Source organism: Microvirga rosea (genome assembly GCF_020595095.1).
Taxonomy (GTDB): Bacteria; Pseudomonadota; Alphaproteobacteria; order Rhizobiales; family Beijerinckiaceae; genus Microvirga; species Microvirga rosea.
The window spans coordinates 655,309-672,559 of the sequence record NZ_JAJDOP010000003.1; the positions used below are offsets into that span (position 1 = coordinate 655,309).

Annotated in this window: 12 protein-coding genes; all 12 read right to left on the reverse strand. The window is 57.0% G+C overall.

Features of this window, described 5'->3' with window-relative positions; translation table 11 throughout:
* Positions 1–18: 18 nt before the first annotated feature.
* The 12 genes from LJD17_RS11075 to LJD17_RS11125 all read right to left on the reverse strand — a co-directional run bounded on the left by LJD17_RS11075 (position 19) and on the right by LJD17_RS11125 (position 17,244).
* Positions 19–2,121 (reverse strand): response regulator, encoded by a 2,103-nt coding sequence (locus LJD17_RS11075; RefSeq protein WP_227384211.1) that lies wholly within the window; start codon positions 2,119–2,121, stop codon positions 19–21.
* Complete coding sequence (locus LJD17_RS11080; protein WP_227384212.1) at positions 2,118–7,955, reverse strand: HAMP domain-containing protein; 5,838 nt, start codon at positions 7,953–7,955, stop codon at positions 2,118–2,120. Before LJD17_RS11080 ends, LJD17_RS11075 begins: the two co-directional genes overlap by 4 nt.
* Before the next feature lie 233 nt (positions 7,956–8,188).
* A complete protein-coding gene (locus tag LJD17_RS24045; RefSeq protein WP_264478342.1) occupies positions 8,189–8,311 on the reverse strand; it encodes a hypothetical protein in 123 nt (40 codons plus the stop codon).
* A 340-nt stretch (positions 8,312–8,651) separates the two neighbouring features.
* The gene (locus tag LJD17_RS11085) at positions 8,652–9,254 is read right to left on the reverse strand and encodes a glutathione S-transferase (RefSeq protein WP_227384213.1); all 603 of its coding nucleotides are present in this window, start codon (positions 9,252–9,254) and stop codon (positions 8,652–8,654) included.
* A gap of 32 nt (positions 9,255–9,286) precedes the next feature.
* A complete protein-coding gene (locus LJD17_RS11090) occupies positions 9,287–10,996 on the reverse strand; it encodes an FAD-dependent oxidoreductase (protein ID WP_319799694.1) in 1,710 nt (569 codons plus the stop codon).
* 11 nt (positions 10,997–11,007) lie between these two features.
* The gene (locus tag LJD17_RS11095; RefSeq protein ID WP_227384214.1) at positions 11,008–11,718 is read right to left on the reverse strand and encodes an SDR family NAD(P)-dependent oxidoreductase; all 711 of its coding nucleotides are present in this window, start codon (positions 11,716–11,718) and stop codon (positions 11,008–11,010) included.
* A gap of 35 nt (positions 11,719–11,753) precedes the next feature.
* Entirely contained in the window at positions 11,754–12,575 is an 822-nt protein-coding gene (locus LJD17_RS11100) for an SDR family NAD(P)-dependent oxidoreductase (protein ID WP_227384215.1), read from the reverse strand.
* A 3-nt stretch (positions 12,576–12,578) separates the two neighbouring features.
* Positions 12,579–13,292 carry an ABC transporter ATP-binding protein gene (locus LJD17_RS11105; RefSeq protein WP_227384216.1) on the reverse strand — a complete coding sequence of 238 codons (714 nt, stop codon included), beginning with the start codon at positions 13,290–13,292 and terminating at the stop codon, positions 12,579–12,581.
* Positions 13,285–14,046 carry an ABC transporter ATP-binding protein gene (locus LJD17_RS11110; protein WP_227384217.1) on the reverse strand — a complete coding sequence of 254 codons (762 nt, stop codon included), beginning with the start codon at positions 14,044–14,046 and terminating at the stop codon, positions 13,285–13,287. The genes LJD17_RS11105 and LJD17_RS11110 overlap by 8 nt, the downstream gene beginning before the upstream one ends.
* Complete coding sequence (locus tag LJD17_RS11115; RefSeq protein ID WP_227384218.1) at positions 14,039–15,049, reverse strand: branched-chain amino acid ABC transporter permease; 1,011 nt, start codon at positions 15,047–15,049, stop codon at positions 14,039–14,041. The genes LJD17_RS11110 and LJD17_RS11115 overlap by 8 nt, the downstream gene beginning before the upstream one ends.
* Before the next feature lie 4 nt (positions 15,050–15,053).
* A complete protein-coding gene (locus LJD17_RS11120; protein ID WP_227384219.1) occupies positions 15,054–15,956 on the reverse strand; it encodes a branched-chain amino acid ABC transporter permease in 903 nt (300 codons plus the stop codon).
* 70 nt (positions 15,957–16,026) lie between these two features.
* On the reverse strand, positions 16,027–17,244 hold the full coding sequence (locus tag LJD17_RS11125; protein ID WP_227384220.1) for an ABC transporter substrate-binding protein: 1,218 nt from the start codon (positions 17,242–17,244) through the stop codon (positions 16,027–16,029).
* Positions 17,245–17,251 lie beyond the last annotated feature (7 nt).

The following is a 17,251-nucleotide window of genomic DNA, read 5'->3' on the forward strand; positions in this document are numbered from 1 at the left end:
TGAAACGAGGCATTCCGCTTAACCGACTGCGACGGAATGCATGGGCGCCTCTTCCATCTCTGTCACTTGCTCCATCGGCTCCATAAGAGACTGAATTTTCTCTGCAAGATCGCTCGCCCGATATGGCTTATAAAGAAGGTTGAGATCGTTGAGCGTGTCCTCGCCGTCAAAATACCCGGTGGTCAGCAAGACCTGGATATGAGGCAGCTCCCGCTGAATTAGGCGTGCCAGGTCGACGCCCGTAAGCTCCCCAGGCATCCGTACATCCGAAACAACGAGGCTTATGGCAGCACCAGATCTTAGAACTTGCGCGGCTTGATCGCCAGACTCTGCCTCAATAACGTTGAATCCCAACGATCGCAGGGTGGAGGTCGCCACCTGTCGCACAGCGGTGTTGTCTTCTACGACAAGCACCGTTCTTCCCTCACCGAAGGGCTGTGTTTCATTGGCCTGCTTATCTCTCGAGGCTTCAATGGCCTCGTCACAACGCGGCAGAAAGATACGGATTATTGTACCTTTGTTCGGTACACTCTCGATCTCCACATGACCATGGGATTGCTGAACAAAGCCATAGACCATGCTGAGGCCGAGCCCGGTACCTTTTCCGTTCTCCTTCGTAGTGAAGAAGGGCTCGAAAACCCTCCTTAGAACCTCAGGCGGCATACCGATGCCCGTATCTCTAACCTCAATCACGACAAACTCACCGCTCGGCAGGGATCTCCCTTCACTCGCGGTTTGGTTTTCGAGGGAGATCGTGAGGTCTCCACCATTCGGCATGGCATCGCGCGCATTAACGGCAAGGTTAAGAAGCGCTGCCTCGAATTGCGCACGATCAACACGGATGGGCCAGATATCATTCTCGGATTTCAAGGAAGCGTTGATGCGCTCTCCGAGTGTCCTCTTCATGAGCTCGAGCAGGCTCGGCATCAGTGTATTTACGTCAACAGTTGAGACCTGAAGCGCCTGGCGTCGAGCGAAGGTCAAGAGCCTATAGGTGAGGTCCGCACAATGCTGTGCGCTCTCCATTGCCATTTTTATACGTCGCTCTGCCTTCTGATTCCCCTCGACGGACTTTCGGAGAAGATCAAGATTGCCGATGACGACACTGAGCATGTTGTTGAAGTCGTGAGCGATTCCCCCAGTCAGTCGACCCACTGCTTCAAGCTTACTTGCGTGAAGCAAATTCTGCTCCATTTGCTTGCGCTCTGTGATGTCGAACCAGATCCCGAAGAGCTCTCGGGGTCGTCCCTCACTATCGCGCATGAGAACCGTCTGATCCAGGAAGTACCGCTCCACGTCGTCAGCACAACGCCACCGGTATTCGAGGCTGACAGCGCCCTCTTCTACTAACCGATCAAGCTGCTCCAGGACCGCTTCTCGGTCGTCAGGATGAATTCGGGACGACCAAAAATCAGGACTCTTCAAGAAGGCGTCTGGCTGGAAACCCGTAATCCGTTCAATGCTCTCGTTCGTAAAGTGGAGCTGCCGATGATCCTCTTGGAGAGACGCGGTATAAAGTGCAATGGGTAGTGACTGCAAAACGATGGATTGGTGTTCCTCACGGCGACGGAGGGTCTGCTCGGCCCGCAGCTTTTCGCTCCGAACCCGCAGATTTTCCACAAGTAGCAACCGCTCCTGCTCACCCTGCCAGCGTATCTCCTCCGTCTTGCGGTAGAGATCTACGAATACCTCAACCTTGGATTTGAGGATCAGGGGTTCGATGGGCTTAAAAACGTAGTCGACGGCGCCCGCCGTATAGCCTTTAAAAACGTGGAGGTCGTCCTTGTTATAAGCTGTCAGGAACAGAATTGGGACTCTCGAAGAGCGGGGGCGATTGCGGATCAAGCCGGCAACCTCAAATCCGTCGAGCCCGGGCATCTGCACGTCGAGAAGAATGGCTGCGAAGTCCTGCTGCAGAACATGCCTGAGAGCCGCCTCACCGGAGCTGGCAGTCACGATCTCAAGCCCTGGCGCTCGCAGAACCTCCTCGACGGCGACGAGGTTCCGGTGGTCATCATCGACCACCAGAATCTTGGCAATGATAGAGCTGGGCAAAGGATAGGTTGAAGCCGTACGAGCTATATCGTGCTCAGGATCAACCGACCTTACATCCTGCATCATGAGCTGAGTCCGGTTCCTGCCGCATCATTTAACGCATTGCCGTCAGGAATGTAGGTGCTCCGACTAAGTTGAACACGTAGGACAGCGAGAAGTTGATCGATATCCACAGGCTTTGAAACATAATCCGTCGCTCCAGCCTCAAGACATTTCTCCCGATCGCCCTTCATGGCCTTTGCAGTCACCGCAACAAGCGGAAGATTTCCATAGCGAGGGTTTTTCCGGATTTCCCGCATGGTTTCATAACCATCCATCTCGGGCATCATAATATCGACCAGGGCGATATCCACGTCAGGGTTATCCAGCAGCTTTTCGATGCCTTCGCGTCCGTTCTCGGCAAACACCACGGACATTCCATACTGCTCAAGCGCGCTCGTCAGTGAGAAGATGTTCCGCATGTCATCATCGATCACCAGGACCTTTCGGCCCTCCAAGGAACCTTCGGTCCGGCGTTCGATAATGATCGGCTGCTCATTCGGGATCGCATTGATCGTCCGATGGAGGAACAGAGCCGTATCATTGAGGAGCCGTTCGGCCGAGCCTTCTTCCTTGACGATCACAGTTGCGGCAATGCTCTCGAGGCGCCTCTCTTCTTCCCGGGTCAGGTCTTGGCCCGTATAGATTACAACTGGTAGATCTTCGCCGTTCTTCGTCTTGCGGATGCGCTCGATCAGTTCCGCTCCAGGCAAATCCGGCAAGCCGAGATCGACGATGGCGCAATCGAACTGCCGAGCTTGGAGAGTTTCCAGAGCACTCTCCGCGGTTCCGACAGCGGTTACTTCCACCTGTTCATTTTTCATGAGCTCCGAAAGGCTCATACGCTGGTTCTCGTCATCTTCAACGAGCAGCAATTTCTTAACCGGCCTGTCGACGAACTCCTTGGTGCGATTGAGCGCGTTCATGAGCGCTTCGCGGTCCACTGGCTTCTCGAGGAATCCGAAGGCACCGGCTTTGAGGCCACGCTTCTTCTGGTCATCCACGGAAATCACATGGATTGGAACATGCCGCGTTCTCGGGTCATGTTTGAGAAGGTCGAGCAAAGCCCATCCGTCCATATCGGGGAGACCGATATCCAGTGTGATCGCGTGCGGCTTGTATCGATGGGCAAGGGCAAGAGCTGACGCACCGTCCATCGCGATAAGACCCTTGAAACCTTCCTCGCGTGCGAGCTCCAGCAGAACCGATGCGAACATCGCATCGTCCTCAATAATAAGAACAACTCGGTCGCCGGCCGTAATGGCGTGCCGGTCGTCCAGCGATGCTGAAAGAGCCATTGCGGCAGACGGTTGACGGAGAACGGCCGTGCCGCTGTTGTCCAATCCCTGATGGTGTCCAATGCCATCGCCGCTTCCCTGGCCCGCAGAGGCGAAGCTGTGGCTCGCTGGCGGCTCGACAGGCAGGAAGAGCGTGAAGGTAGATCCGCGACCGGGAGTGCTTGAGACAACAATCTCGCCCCCAAGAAGACGAGCGATCTCTCGGCTAATGGCAAGGCCGAGGCCCGTACCACCATACTTCCTGCTGGTTGTGCCATCCGCCTGCTGGAATGCTTCAAAGATAATCCGCTGTTTGTCTTCCGGTATGCCAATGCCCGTGTCGGTCACGGACATCGAAATCCACTGACTGCCAGCCCTGAGGGGCGAACCCTCGGCCGTTCCGATCCGGAGCGTGACTCCTCCCTGCTCCGTAAACTTGAAGGCATTCGAGAGAAGGTTTCGCAGCACCTGCTGCAGACGTTTGGAATCCGTACGAATGCCCGATGGAAGCTTCGGCTCAACTTCGATTTTGAAGTCGAGGCTCCTCTCCTCGGCCACCTGGCGGAAAGTGCGCTCCATATTGTGGGCAAGATCCTTGAAGCCGACGCTGGAGACCTCAAGGCTGACTGTTCCAGACTCGATCTTCGACAGATCGAGAATATCATTAATCAGGGACAGGAGATCCGAACCCGCCGCATGGATCGTCTTGGCAAATTCCCGCTGCTTGTCGGTTAAGTTGCCATCCGAGTTCTCAGTCAGAAGCTTCGACAGGATGAGAAGTGAATTGAGGGGCGTGCGCAACTCATGGCTCATATTTGCCAGGAATTGTGACTTGTAACGCGAGGTTAGTGAGAGTTGCTCGGCCTTCTCCTCCAGAGCGGTCTTAGCAATAGAGACCTCCTGGTTCTTGGCTTCGACCTCCTGCTTCTGGAGCTCCAGGAGGCGTGCCTTGTCCTCGAGATCCTCGTTGGTTTTCTGCAGGGTCTCCTGCTGCTGACGCAAGAGTTCTTCCGACTGGCGCAAGGTGGCAGCCTGCTGCTCGAGCCGGTCGTTGGTGTTTCTCAGCTCCTCTTGCTGACTCTGAAGCTCGGTCGTCAGCAGCTGCGACTGCTTGAGAAGACCTTCCGTCCGCATATTGGCCGCGATCGTGTTGAGAACGATACCGATGGATTCTGTCAGCTGCTCAAGGAACGACTGATGGGTCTCCGAGAAGCGACTGAAGGAAGCCAGCTCAATGACGGCCTTAACCTCCTGTTCGAACAGAACCGGCAGCACGATAATATTGAGCGGTGGCGCCTCTCCAAGCGCGGATCCAATGGTGATGTAGTCGCCCGGCACACTCGTCAGAAGAATGCGCTTCTTCTCGTACGCGACCTGCCCAACCAGACCCTCTCGGAGCCGGAAACGGTTATTGAGATGCTTTCTCTCCGTGAAAGCGTATGACGCCACGAGTTCAAGAACGGAATCTGTTCCATCCTTCTCAACCGTGTAGAAAACGCCTTGCTGCGCGCTCACCAACGGTGCGATCTCGGACAGGATCATGTTGGAGACAGTCGTAAGGTCCCGCTCACCCTGCAGCATTCTTGTGAACTTCGCGAGATTAGTCTTCAGCCAATCCTGCTCCGCGTTCTTAAGGGTCGTATCGCGAAGGTTGCGGATCATTTCGTTGACGTTGTCTTTCAACGAAGCCAGCTCACCAGAAGCTTCCACGGAGATCGACCGCGTCAAATCACCTTTCGTCACCGCGGTGGCGACATCGGCAATGGCACGCACCTGGGTGGTCAGATTTGCCGCCAGCTGGTTCACGTTGTCGGTCAAATCACGCCACAGGCCCGCCGCTCCAGGCACCCTCGCCTGCCCACCGAGTTTGCCTTCGACACCCACTTCGCGGGCCACGTTCGTCACCTGATCGGCGAACGTCGCGAGGGTATCGATCATCTCGTTGATGGTTTCGGCAAGGGCAGCGATCTCACCCTTGGCGTCAACCGTAAGCTTGCGCTTGAGATCGCCTTCTGCAACGGCAGTAACCACGCTGGCGATACCTCTCACCTGACCGGTCAGGTTGTTCGCCATCATATTCACGTTGTCAGTCAGGTCCTTCCAGGTCCCAGCAACGCCGCGCACCTGCGCTTGCCCGCCGAGCTTACCTTCGATACCAACCTCGCGGGCCACGCGGGTCACTTCGGACGCGAAGGAGTTCAGCTGATCCACCATCGTGTTGATCGTGGATTTCAGCTCCAGAATCTCGCCCTTCACATCGACGGTGATCTTCTTGGACAGGTCACCGTTCGCCACCGCCGTGGTCACTTCGGCAATGTTACGAACCTGGCCGGTCAGGTTGGCGGCCATCATGTTCACGTTGTCGGTCAGGTCCTTCCAGACACCTCCGACCCCACGCACTTGCGCTTGCCCGCCGAGTTTGCCTTCCGTGCCCACTTCGCGGGCTACGCGGGTTACCTCACCCGCAAAGGAGTTCAGCTGATCCACCATCGTGTTGATCGTGGATTTCAACTCGAGGATTTCGCCCTCGACCGCCACCGTAATCTTCTTGGACAGGTCACCGTTCGCCACCGCCGTGGTCACTTCGGCAATGTTACGAACCTGGCCGGTCAGGTTGGCGGCCATCATGTTCACGTTGTCGGTCAGGTCCTTCCAGACACCTCCGACCCCACGCACTTGCGCTTGCCCGCCGAGTTTGCCTTCCGTGCCCACTTCGCGGGCTACGCGGGTCACCTCACCCGCAAAGGAGTTCAACTGGTCCACCATCGTGTTGATCGTGGATTTCAGCTCCAGAATCTCGCCCTTCACATCGACGGTGATCTTCTTGGACAGATCGCCGTTCGCCACGGCTGTGGTCACCTCGGCGATGTTACGAACCTGGCCGGTCAAGTTCGCGGCCATAAGGTTCACATTGTCAGTCAGGTCCTTCCAAGTACCGGCCACTCCCTCAACGCGGGCTTGGCCGCCGAGCTTACCTTCGGAGCCGACCTCCTTGGCCACACGGGTCACTTCCGATGCAAAGGAGTTCAGCTGATCCACCATCGTGTTGATGGTGTTCTTCAGCTCCAATATCTCCCCACGAACCTCCACGGTGATCTTCTTGGACAAATCGCCGTTCGCCACGGCCGTTGTGACCTCGGCAATGTTGCGGACCTGGCCGGTCAGGTTCGCCGCCATGAGGTTCACGTTATCGGTCAAATCCTTCCAGGTTCCGGCAACGCCGCGCACCTGCGCTTGCCCGCCGAGCTTGCCTTCGGAGCCGACCTCCTTGGCCACACGGGTCACTTCCGATGCAAAGGAGTTCAGCTGATCCACCATCGTGTTGATGGTGTTCTTCAGCTCACGGATTTCCCCGCGAACCTCGACGGTGATCTTCTTTGACAGGTCGCCGTTCGCAACCGCTGTCGTGACTTCGGCAATATTGCGGACCTGTGCAGTCAGGTTCGAGCCCATCATATTGACGTTCTCGGTCAGATCTCGCCAGACGCCGCCCACGCCTTCCACCTGCGCCTGACCGCCGAGTTTGCCTTCGGAGCCGACCTCCTTGGCCACACGGGTCACTTCCGACGCAAAGGAGTTCAGCTGATCCACCATCGTATTGATGGTGGATTTCAGCGCGAGGATTTCCCCCTTCACATCGACGGTGATCTTCTTGGACAGATCGCCGCGGGCAACGGCCGTGGTGACTTCCGCGATGTTACGAACCTGGCCGGTCAGGTTGGCGGCCATCATGTTCACGTTGTCGGTCAGGTCCTTCCAGACACCGCCAACCCCACGTACCTGCGCCTGTCCGCCGAGCTTGCCTTCGGAGCCGACTTCCTTCGCCACACGGGTCACTTCCGATGCGAAGGAGTTCAGCTGGTCCACCATCGTGTTGATGGTGTCCTTCAACTCAAGGATTTCGCCTTTCACATCGACGGTGATCTTCTTGGACAGGTCACCGTTCGCCACGGCGGTGGTGACTTCCGCGATGTTACGAACCTGGCCGGTCAGATTGGCGGCCATAAGGTTCACATTTTCCGTCAAATCCTTCCAGGTCCCGGCAACCCCTTTGACCTTTGCCTGCCCGCCGAGCTTGCCTTCGGAACCGACTTCGCGAGCGACGCGCGTCACTTCGGACGCGAAGCTTCCAAGCTGGCCCACCATGGTATTCACGATCTTGCCGATACGCAGGAACTCTCCTCGCAGAGGGCGACCGTCGTTCTCAAGCTCAATGGACTGGCTGAGATCGCCCTTGGCGACGGCACCGATAACACGGGCGACTTCGACTGTCGGCTGAACAATATCACCGATCATGGCATTGACGGATTCAATGCAGTCACTCCAGCAACCGGTCGCGCCCGCCAGCCGCCCCCGTTCCTGGATCTTGCCTTCCTTGCCGACGACCTTGGCCACCCTGTCCAATTCCCGAGCTATGCCTTGGTTGAGCTCAGCAATATCGTTGAAGGCTTCCGCGATCTCGCCATCAAGGCCTATCAGGTCTGATGGGAGCCGAGCCGAAAAATCCCCGCGGCGAAAGGCACGCAGGGTTTTCAAGAGCAACTTCAGATCGAGCTGCACGGAAGAAACTTCAACTTGTGACATATGGCCCCCGATATATTATTACCAGGCCGATGTGTGCCTGGACCCCAAAAGACAGCGCTCGACCTGCCATAACGTTCGGCCGACAAGGGAGCGCGACCACCCAAAACGCATATTTAGGATGAAGGTTCCGCGAAAAAAGGAGTTATTCACACGACTTTAGGCGTTTAGCCAAGTCAGAGTAAACAAGTCCGCCACTCTAGTTCGGCGGCCCCCTTGATGCCATTCAACTAAATTCAGTTCGAAACCGAGAGCGTGCCGCGCGATACGGGATGGCGCGCCACATGGAAACGACTTCCTGCAACGATCACGAGCACCAGAAGATGCATGCCTACGGCGACGGCGAGTGTGGTCTTCATTCCCACGCTGACAGAATCGGAGCGGCCCGCAGCAACATCGTTCGAATTTCAGCCCAATGTGAATATGCGCCTATAGCGGACCGGCACGATCAAAGATCGCTCCACCTCTGTATCAGTTTGGCTCACGAAGAACGTTCTCAGACGTCCTGTCGATGACCTTTGGCTCGACAGAGGGCTGTCGTGATTTGGCACGGCCGTCCCACTCAGGTCTCTTGGAACAGGCTCAAGCTCTCAACCTGAGGGCACGGCTGCCTCGTTGATCCCCCCGTCGCCGTCAGGCATCAGATCAGATCGAAGGGATCTTGATGGAAGTGCAAGCGCGGCATCCGCTCTTGCGGTGTCATCTAAGCCGCGTTTCGCGCATAGACTGCCTTTCGTCGAAACGTGCGTACCATTCCCCTGCAGCCGGATAATGATCCCGCCAGCCGAGGTCTTCAAAGCGCAAGTCGAGATAGCCGAGGGCGCATCCAAAGGAGATGGTCCCGATATCAACCCTATCGCCGAGGTTTGGAGCGGCCTTCTCAATGGCTGAAAGCGTGGTTTGGATCTTGTCGATCTGCCCGTCCAACCACCCCTGCCATAGTTTCTCCGGCGGCCGAACGGCGCGTTCATATCGGCCGAGGAGAGCGGCATCCAGCAGTCCATCTGCCAGGGATTGCTCGACTAAGACCTCCCAGCGCTGCTCGCCCGAGGGAAAAATCGAACCACCTTCCAGATCATTCAGGTACTCGCAGATGACACGGCTGTCTGCCAGCACGCGGCCGTCCTCCAGCATCAGCGTCGGCACCTGGCCGAGGGGATTGTGGGTGATGATTGACTTGTCCCGGTTGACAGGATGAGCCGCGCAAGCAACACGCTCGATCTGCTCGGCGAGGCCCAATTCATGGGCAACGACAAGAACTTTGCGAACGAATGGCGAGGTTGGAGAGTAAAACAGCTTCATGTCAGTGGATGCTCGCTATCGGATGTGATGGATCAGGCGGCGGTACGGGCGAGTTCTTGGCCGGCGATATAACCGAAAGTCAAAGCGGGCCCCAGCGTGATGCCGGCCCCCGGATAGGCTCCGGCCATGATCGAGTTCATATCATTGCCGCAAGCAAACAATCCCAGAATAGGCTCGCCGTTTCTGTCGAGAACGCGCGCCTTGGCGTCGACCTTAAGGCCCGCAGCCGTTCCAATATCGCCCGGCCAGACGTGAACCGCATAGAATGGCGCCGTTGCAATCGGCCCAAGACATGGATTGGGTTTGTGCGCAGGATCACCCAGATAACGGTTATACGCACTTGAACCCTTGCCGAACTCGGGATCCTGTCCGGAAGCCGCATAGTCGTTCATTCGCCGCACAGTCTCCGATAAGGTCTCGGCATTGATGCCCAGCTTTTCGGCCAGTTCATTGATAGTGCCGGCCTCAATAAGATAGCCAGCCTCGACGAAAGGACGCAGGCGGCGCAGACCGGGGCGAACCAGACCCAGCCCATACCGGCGAATAAAAGGACGATCACAGATCAGAATGGCGGGAACTGTCGGAGCGCTCTCATGGGAACGATGCATTGCTTCGACGAATTCGTGGTACGAGGTCGCCTCGTTGACGAAACGCCGACCTGCCGCATTCACGGCCAAGAGTCCTGGTTTCTGTCGGTCGAGGATCAGGTGAGGAAATCGGATCTCCGTCCCATCCTTCCGCCGAAGTGTTGAAACGGGGGCCCAAAAGGCATTCCCGACATTGTCCCCGTCGACCGCCCCACCCACCTCGATGGCCAGCCTGATACCATCTCCCGTATTGGCGGCTGGAGCCATGGATTTGTGTTTGTCGGCGAACGGAATGAACTGTGAGCGCATTGCATCATTGGCCGGGAAGCCTCCAGCGGCCAGGACGACGCCGCGGCGTGCACCGATTGCGACCATCTGCCCGTCTTTCTCGACGAGAGCTCCGGCCACTCGGTCATTGGCGACGATCAGCTTTCTGGCGGATGTCCGCGTGTACAGGACGATGTTCGCATCAATTGCGGACTTCAGAAGCCTTCCTGCCAGAGCATTCCCCATAAGCAGGCGTGTCCCCCGGGGATAGGACACTCGATCGGCAAAGTACCGAAAGAGGATTTTCATTCCGTGCTGGAAATTCGCCAGGGATTTTGGCATGCCCAGCAGGGCGTCGATATCCTTCCTGTTCACCATCATTCCGCCGAAGGCCAAAAACTCCTTCAACGGAGGACGAAGGAGTTCAAAGCTTCTGCCCAGAACTCTTCCGTCAAACGGCGCAGGGTCGATGGTCCGGCCGCCGAGAGAGGCGCCTGGAATCTCGGGACGATAATCTGGTGAGTAGGCACGAGCCTGGAAGATGACGTCGGTTTCCTGCTCCATGAACGCTACCATACGCGGGCCATTCTCAAGGAATGCCTCAATGAGGTCCTGTCGAAGACGATTGCCGAGGATCGCGCGGAGATAGGAGATGACTTGCCCATCGTCATCCTCCAGTCCGACATCGGCAAGATGCGGATTCTTGGGAATCCACACGGCGCCACCTGATATGGCCGTGCTACCTCCGATCCATGCTGTCTTTTCGATGACGACCACATCGAGGCCGGCTTTGCGAGCCGTCAAGGCGGCCGCCATTCCGCCAGCTCCGGAGCCTATGACAACGACATCGTACGTCTCATCGAACCTTTCCGTTCCGTCGCTCATCATACAATCTCTTTTCAAAGGCCCATGCCCCCGCCTAATGACTTGCCGCCATCCACCAAAAGAACCTGACCAGTGATGAAGTCGGTTCCAGGGGATGCGAGGAAAGCAACGGCATTTGCAATGTCCTCTGGACGCCCGGCCTTCCCTGTTGGCTGAATTGCCAGTTGTGCAGCCATCCGCTCTGGAGTTAAGGCAGCCAGCAACGGCGTATCGATCAATCCGGGAGCTACCGCATTCACAAGGATCCCATGCCCGGCAAGCTCCATCGCCATCGCCCGGGTGAAGCCGACGACGGCAGCCTTTGAGGCGACATAGTGGGCGTGGTTCCTAGCGCCCAGGAATGCGCGGGACGCGATATTGACGATTTTGCTCCCGGGGAGCATCCGCTCCGCGGCGGCTTGGGAAAGCGCGAACATTGCGACGAGATTGATTTCATACGCGCGCCGAAAGTCCTCGGATGTGAGATCGAAGAAGCTCCGCTCGTCGAAGATCCCTGCATTATTCACCACAGCCGATAGAGATGGAAGCCGCGTCACAAGCAAGCGAACGGAGTTGTGATCGGTAAGATCGATACATTCGGCCTGCGCAGATAGACCTTTCCCATTGAGCTCTTTCGCGGCGGTCTCGGTGGCCGTTTCGTCACGATCCAGGATCACGACGTGGAAACCATCACCGGCAAGACGTTCACTGATGGCGCGTCCGATACCACGGGCGCCGCCCGTCACAAGCGCAACTGGTCTGTCGTCGGATTGTGTACCGTTCAAGCGTTCTCTCCTGAATTTGCAGACCCTGACTTCATGGCGAAGTCAGCCCCATGCCTGTGTGTGAGAAAGCCTGCCGTAAGCCCCCCATCGACCTCGAGCACTGCCCCGTTCACATAGGCCGCATCGTCCGAAAGCAGGAAGGCGGCCGCAGCGGCGATTTCATGAGCCTGCGCCAACCGTCCAAGCGGCGTGCGGTCGAGCATCACATGGTTAAGGAAATCCTCAGGGATGCCATCCCGGATCATTGGGGTATCCACCCCATTTGGGGCAACTGCATTAACGCGCAAACCACGTCTGCCCCACTCGGTAGCAAGTGTCTTTGTCAGGCCGACGAGACCCCATTTCGAGGCCGCATAGTTGGCTCGTCCAGGCTGACCGCCGAGGCTGGTAATCGACGCAATGTTAACGATCGCGCCTCTGCCATGAGTGAGCATAACCCTACCGACAGCGCGGCATACGTAGAAGACACCCGTCAAATTGACGTCAATCACCGCCGTCCAATCGTCGTCGCGCATGAATTCCGCAGGTTGGGCTCGCGCAATTCCCGCACAGGGAACAGCTCCCCATAAAGGGCCTAACGTGTGCTCGATTTCCGCGACAAAGCCCTCGATGTGCTCTGATTTCCGGGTATCGAGCACTCGTGCCAGCACCGGTGTTTTCCGATCACCGAGCTCCTGCTGCAGATCTTTCAGCCCCTTGCAATCCAGATCTGCCAAGGCGATTGCCGCACCCTCTGCCGCAAGCCGCCTTGCGGTCGCTGCACCAATGCCGCGGGCAGCGCCTGTTATCAGATAGGTCCGCCCCTCAAAACGTTCCATGCCTCAGTGCCCGAGATAGGTCCGCCGTACGCTGTCGTCGCGCCTTAACTGCTCCGATGGACCCTGAAGAGCCATCTCGCCGTTCTCCAGGATATAGGCATATCTCGAGCATGTGAGAGCGACGGCGGCGTTCTGCTCGACGAGTAGAATGGTAAGGCCATCCTTGTTCAGGCGATCGATGATCCCGAAGATCTGCTGCACGAGAACCGGCGACAGGCCAAGAGATGGCTCGTCCAGAAGGAGGAGTCGCGGACGCGCCATAAGGGCACGTCCGATGAGGAGCATTTGCTGTTCACCGCCCGATAGGGTGCCGGCCCTTTGATGCAACCGCTCCCTAATCTTGGGGAAATAGTCGAGAACCCGCTCAAAATCGTTCCGGACAGCAGCGGTATCCTTGCGTCTATATGCTCCCATTTCGAGATTCTCTCGAACACTCATGTCCCGGAAGACCTCACGCCCCTCAGGAACCTGCACAATTCCGCCTTCCACCACCTGGTGAGATGCACGGTTCTCGATAGCTTTTCCGTCAAACCAGATATTACCTGACGTCACGGGCACCAAACGCGAGATTGTGTTTAAGGTCGTCGTCTTTCCAGCACCGTTACTTCCGAGCAGAGCGACGATGCTGCCTTCCGGGACCTGGAGCGATACGTTCGACAGGGCCTGAATGCGGCCATAAGAAGCGGAGATCCCAGCCAACTCGAGAAGATCAGGCATTGATCATCTCCTGCCCTAGATAAGCTTCGATGACGGAAGAATCGTTACGAACCTCCTCCGGCGTTCCTTCGGCGATTTTCGTGCCAAAGTTCAAAACAGTAACTTTGTGGGAGATCGCCATCACGAGCTGCATGACATGCTCCACAAGCAGAATTGTTATTCCTTCGCGGTTGCACAGATCCGTGAGCAGCGCGTCCAGAGCTGCAATCTCTCGGTTCCGCAGACCTGCTGCAGGCTCGTCAAGCAAGAGAAGACGTGGGCGGATGGCCAAAGCGCGCGCAAGCTCCAGAAGCTTCTGGTGACCGAAATCGAGATTGCGCGCGCAGGCGTTGCGATAGGCAGACAAACCGGTGCGTTCGAGAAGCCGTTCCACATGATCGACGACGCTGGCCGGGCAAGCGGATAATGCATCGCCCCATGTCTTGCCTGCGTGGACATGGGCGCCAATCATTACATTCTCAAAAACCGTAAGCTCACCGAACAACTCCAGATTCTGGAAAGTTCTCGCGACGCCAAGCCCAGCCATGCGGCTCGCAGGCATGTTCGTCACATCGACGCCGTCCAGGAGAATCCTGCCAGTAGTCGGTTGGTAGAACCGTGAAATGCAGTTGAATGTCGTCGACTTACCAGCGCCGTTCGGTCCGATCAGAGCGTGAATGGTGCCACGCTGTACGGCGATATTGAATCGATTGACTGCCGTAAGGCCGCCGAATTTGACCGTTAGATCTTCGACTTGGAGCAGATAATCAGCCACGGAACACTCTCCCCGCCTTGTCGTGGATGAAAGCGAAGAGACCTCGAGGCGCATACATCATGAAAACGATCAGGATGAGGCCATAGATAATCTCCTGATAGGACGGTGTCTGGCGTAGGAACTCGGATATGAGGCCGAACACAACGGCTCCGCCCACTGCGCCTGCTATAGAACCAAGCCCACCGACCACGACCATCGTCAGCACCAGGATCGTCGTCTGAAAACCGAGGCTGTCCGGATGGATATAGGTGGAGAATGTCGCAAACATGCTACCCGCGACACCTGCGTAGAAGGCGGATAGCCCGAAAGCCGTGACCTTAGCCCGGCGGACGGGAATCCCCATTGCCATGGCGGCAACTTCGGATTCCCGAACAGCTCTGAATGAGCGACCCAGGCGAGACCGTGAAATCAGGATCGTCAGCAGAAGCATCAACAGGGTTGTGATCGCGACGACAGGATAGGCCTGCTTGTCGCTCAGGATTTCCAAGGTACCGAGGCGGGCCGGGCTGATACGCAGGCCGTTCGGCCCTCCGGTCACCTTGTCCCAGTTCAGAAAGACCCACTGCAAGGCTTCGCCGAATGCGAAAGTGGCGAGGGCCAGATAGATGTCGCGCATACAAAGCGCGACTGCGCCAATGACCACACCGACGGCTCCCGCAATCAGTCCGGCCAGGAGCATTGACATCGGAAAGGGCCATCCGAAGGCATTTCCTGCCAATCCGCTCGTGTAGATCCCGATGCCGTAGAAGGCCGCATGGGCCAGGGCAAACTGCCCCGTTTCTCCGATCACCAGGTGAAGTCCAAGACACAGCACCACAAAGACAAGAAGAAGATTGGCGATATAGAGAACGTACCCGGTCACCACGAAGGGCAAGAAAATCAATACCGCGGTCGTTAGCGCCAACAGGCCGATGCGCGCTGGCGACACATTGCTGCGTGCGGTCCAACGTGCCGGCGGACTGGCCTCAGACCTTGAAAGCATGGCGGCTGCCTTATCGGACATGAGCTCAGACCTTCTTGATTTCGACGCGGCCGCCGAACAGCCCCTGCGGCCTGATTACAAGCACGAGCATGATGGCGAGGAACGGCGCGAGTACGATGGCCCGGGAGGCCACGAAAAGGCCTACGAGGTTCTCGATGATGCCGATCAAGAAACCTCCGACGACCGCTCCGGGCAGGCTGGTGAAACCGCCGACGATGGCGGCGGCGAATCCCAGAGTGACAATGGATCCCATATCTGCGGTCATCAGGACTTTGGGTGAGATCAACAGTGCCGCAACGGCCGAGATCGCGCCGGACAGACCCCACACGATCATGTGGATTCGCGTGAGATCGACGCCGACAAGCTGTGCCGCCTTAGGGTTCATGCCAACAGCTCGCATGGCTCGTCCAATCTTCGTATACTTGAACATCCAGAAGAAGGCGGCCATGACGATGATTGCGGTTGCAAGGATCACCAGATCGAGCGTCGTTACGGATGCCTGCCCAATCAAAATCGACTCCGGCTCGATCACCGGCGGAAAGGAACGCGGCGTATCTCCGAATCCGGTTTGCCTGACAAAGCCCCGTAGCACATAGGAGAGCCCCAACGTCGCAATAACTAGATTGACAGGGCTTCCGTTCGCCCGCGCCACTTGATTCAGGATCAGTCGTCGGAACAGGGCTGCCCCGGCGAAAGCTAACAGGATCGTTGCGGGCATGACGATCCAGAGAGGCAGGCTTCGGAAGACAAGTAAGTAAAGCGCAATGTAGGCAGCCGCCATCACCATTTCGCCCTGTGAGAAGTTCGGCACTTCAGATGTCTTGAAAATCACCACAATGGCGAGGGCAAGCAGCGCATATACGCTGCCGATGATCAGACCAGACGCTACACCCTGCTGCAGAAAAAGAAATGCCACCTCGAGCGTCATGCTGCCCTCACTGCGTCACTGGAAGGAGGAGCCACGGGGCTTATCTCGCCCCGCGGCGATGGTACTGAGCTTAACCCTTGTATTTCCAAAGACTCTTGAATGAGCCGGGAATAAGAGTCTGCTGGCTACCATCGAACTTCAGGTAGATGGTCGATTCCTGTGCAGCGCGATCATTTGGGCCGAATTCAATTGGTCCAGCCATGACACCGGAGTCGAACTTCTGATTTCGCAGAACTTCGGCGACCTTCTCCCGGGTCGGGTTGGGACCGGCATCCGTGAGCGCTTTCACGACGGACATAGCAGGGGCGATGCCATATGGCATGTAAGCCTGAGGATGATCCGGCTTTGCCGCAAGGTCGGGATAGCTCTCCTTGTACATGTCGTAGACCCACTTGATCTTGGGGCCGCCGGGCACGTCCGCGAGAACGTCCTGAACATAGAAATTCTTCAGCGCGTCCTTACTGCCGACATTTTCCACAAGCTGAGACAGGTTCGCCGTTCCTGTCACCGTGAGCACAATCGGCTTCGTGATGCCAAGCTCGTAAGCCTTCTTGATGATAAGAGCCGCGGGCTTGGCATAAGTTGTAATGGCAATCGTATCAGGATTAGCAGCGCGCAGCTTGATCAAGGGCGCTGTAACATCCGTAATATTGGCGTTGATCGACTCGACGGCGAGTTCCACTCCGAGCTGCTTGGCGGTTTCCTGGGCCGCTTCTAGGTTCCAGGCCCCATAGGCGTCATCATGATTGATGTAGCCAATTTTCTTGGCTTTCAAATGTTGTTTGCCGAAGTCCACGACTGAGCCACCGACCGCATATTGCGAGATCGAGAAGGCGCCGAAGATGTAATCAGTGGGAGGATACAAGGCGCCGTCGGCGGAGGCGTTGAGCATGACCCAAGGAATCTTGCTGCGAACGACGTAATCCTTCGCCGCCACAGCCGCAGCGGAGCATGACCCACCATTGAGCATAAATACCTGATCCTGCTCGACCAGCTTCTTAACTGCCGAAACAAGATCATTTGCGTTGCAGCGGTCGTCCTCGATCACAAGCTCAATCTGGCGGCCGTGAACACCTCCATCTTTGTTGATCTTGTTGTAGTACATCTTAGCTGCGTTCACGACATCCAGTCCGTAGGCCATATTGGCGCCGGACAGAGGCGAGAACATGCCGATCTTAATGGTTTTTTCTGTTAGACCGGGCTCCTGTGCACCGGCGGACGAAGCATGAGCGAGCCCAGCTGCAAGCAGCGCCGCCCCCCAAAAGATCCGAGTTGCTGTACACTTCATTCCTTCC

Bases quoted from the DNA above. Each gene is read 5' to 3' on its own strand.
- LJD17_RS11075 (WP_227384211.1), bottom strand. From the start codon at position 2,121: ATGATGCAGGATGTAAGGTCGGTTGATCCTGAGCACGATATAGCTCGT.
- LJD17_RS11080 (WP_227384212.1), bottom strand. From the start codon at position 7,955: ATGTCACAAGTTGAAGTTTCTTCCGTGCAGCTCGATCTGAAGTTGCTC.
- LJD17_RS24045 (WP_264478342.1), bottom strand. From the start codon at position 8,311: ATGAAGACCACACTCGCCGTCGCCGTAGGCATGCATCTTCTGGTGCTC.
- LJD17_RS11085 (WP_227384213.1), bottom strand. From the start codon at position 9,254: ATGAAGCTGTTTTACTCTCCAACCTCGCCATTCGTTCGCAAAGTTCTT.
- LJD17_RS11090 (WP_319799694.1), bottom strand. From the start codon at position 10,996: ATGATGAGCGACGGAACGGAAAGGTTCGATGAGACGTACGATGTCGTT.
- LJD17_RS11100 (WP_227384215.1), bottom strand. From the start codon at position 12,575: ATGGAACGTTTTGAGGGGCGGACCTATCTGATAACAGGCGCTGCCCGC.
- LJD17_RS11105 (WP_227384216.1), bottom strand. From the start codon at position 13,292: ATGCCTGATCTTCTCGAGTTGGCTGGGATCTCCGCTTCTTATGGCCGC.
- LJD17_RS11115 (WP_227384218.1), bottom strand. From the start codon at position 15,049: ATGTCCGATAAGGCAGCCGCCATGCTTTCAAGGTCTGAGGCCAGTCCG.
- LJD17_RS11120 (WP_227384219.1), bottom strand. From the start codon at position 15,956: ATGACGCTCGAGGTGGCATTTCTTTTTCTGCAGCAGGGTGTAGCGTCT.
- LJD17_RS11125 (WP_227384220.1), bottom strand. From the start codon at position 17,244: ATGAAGTGTACAGCAACTCGGATCTTTTGGGGGGCGGCGCTGCTTGCA.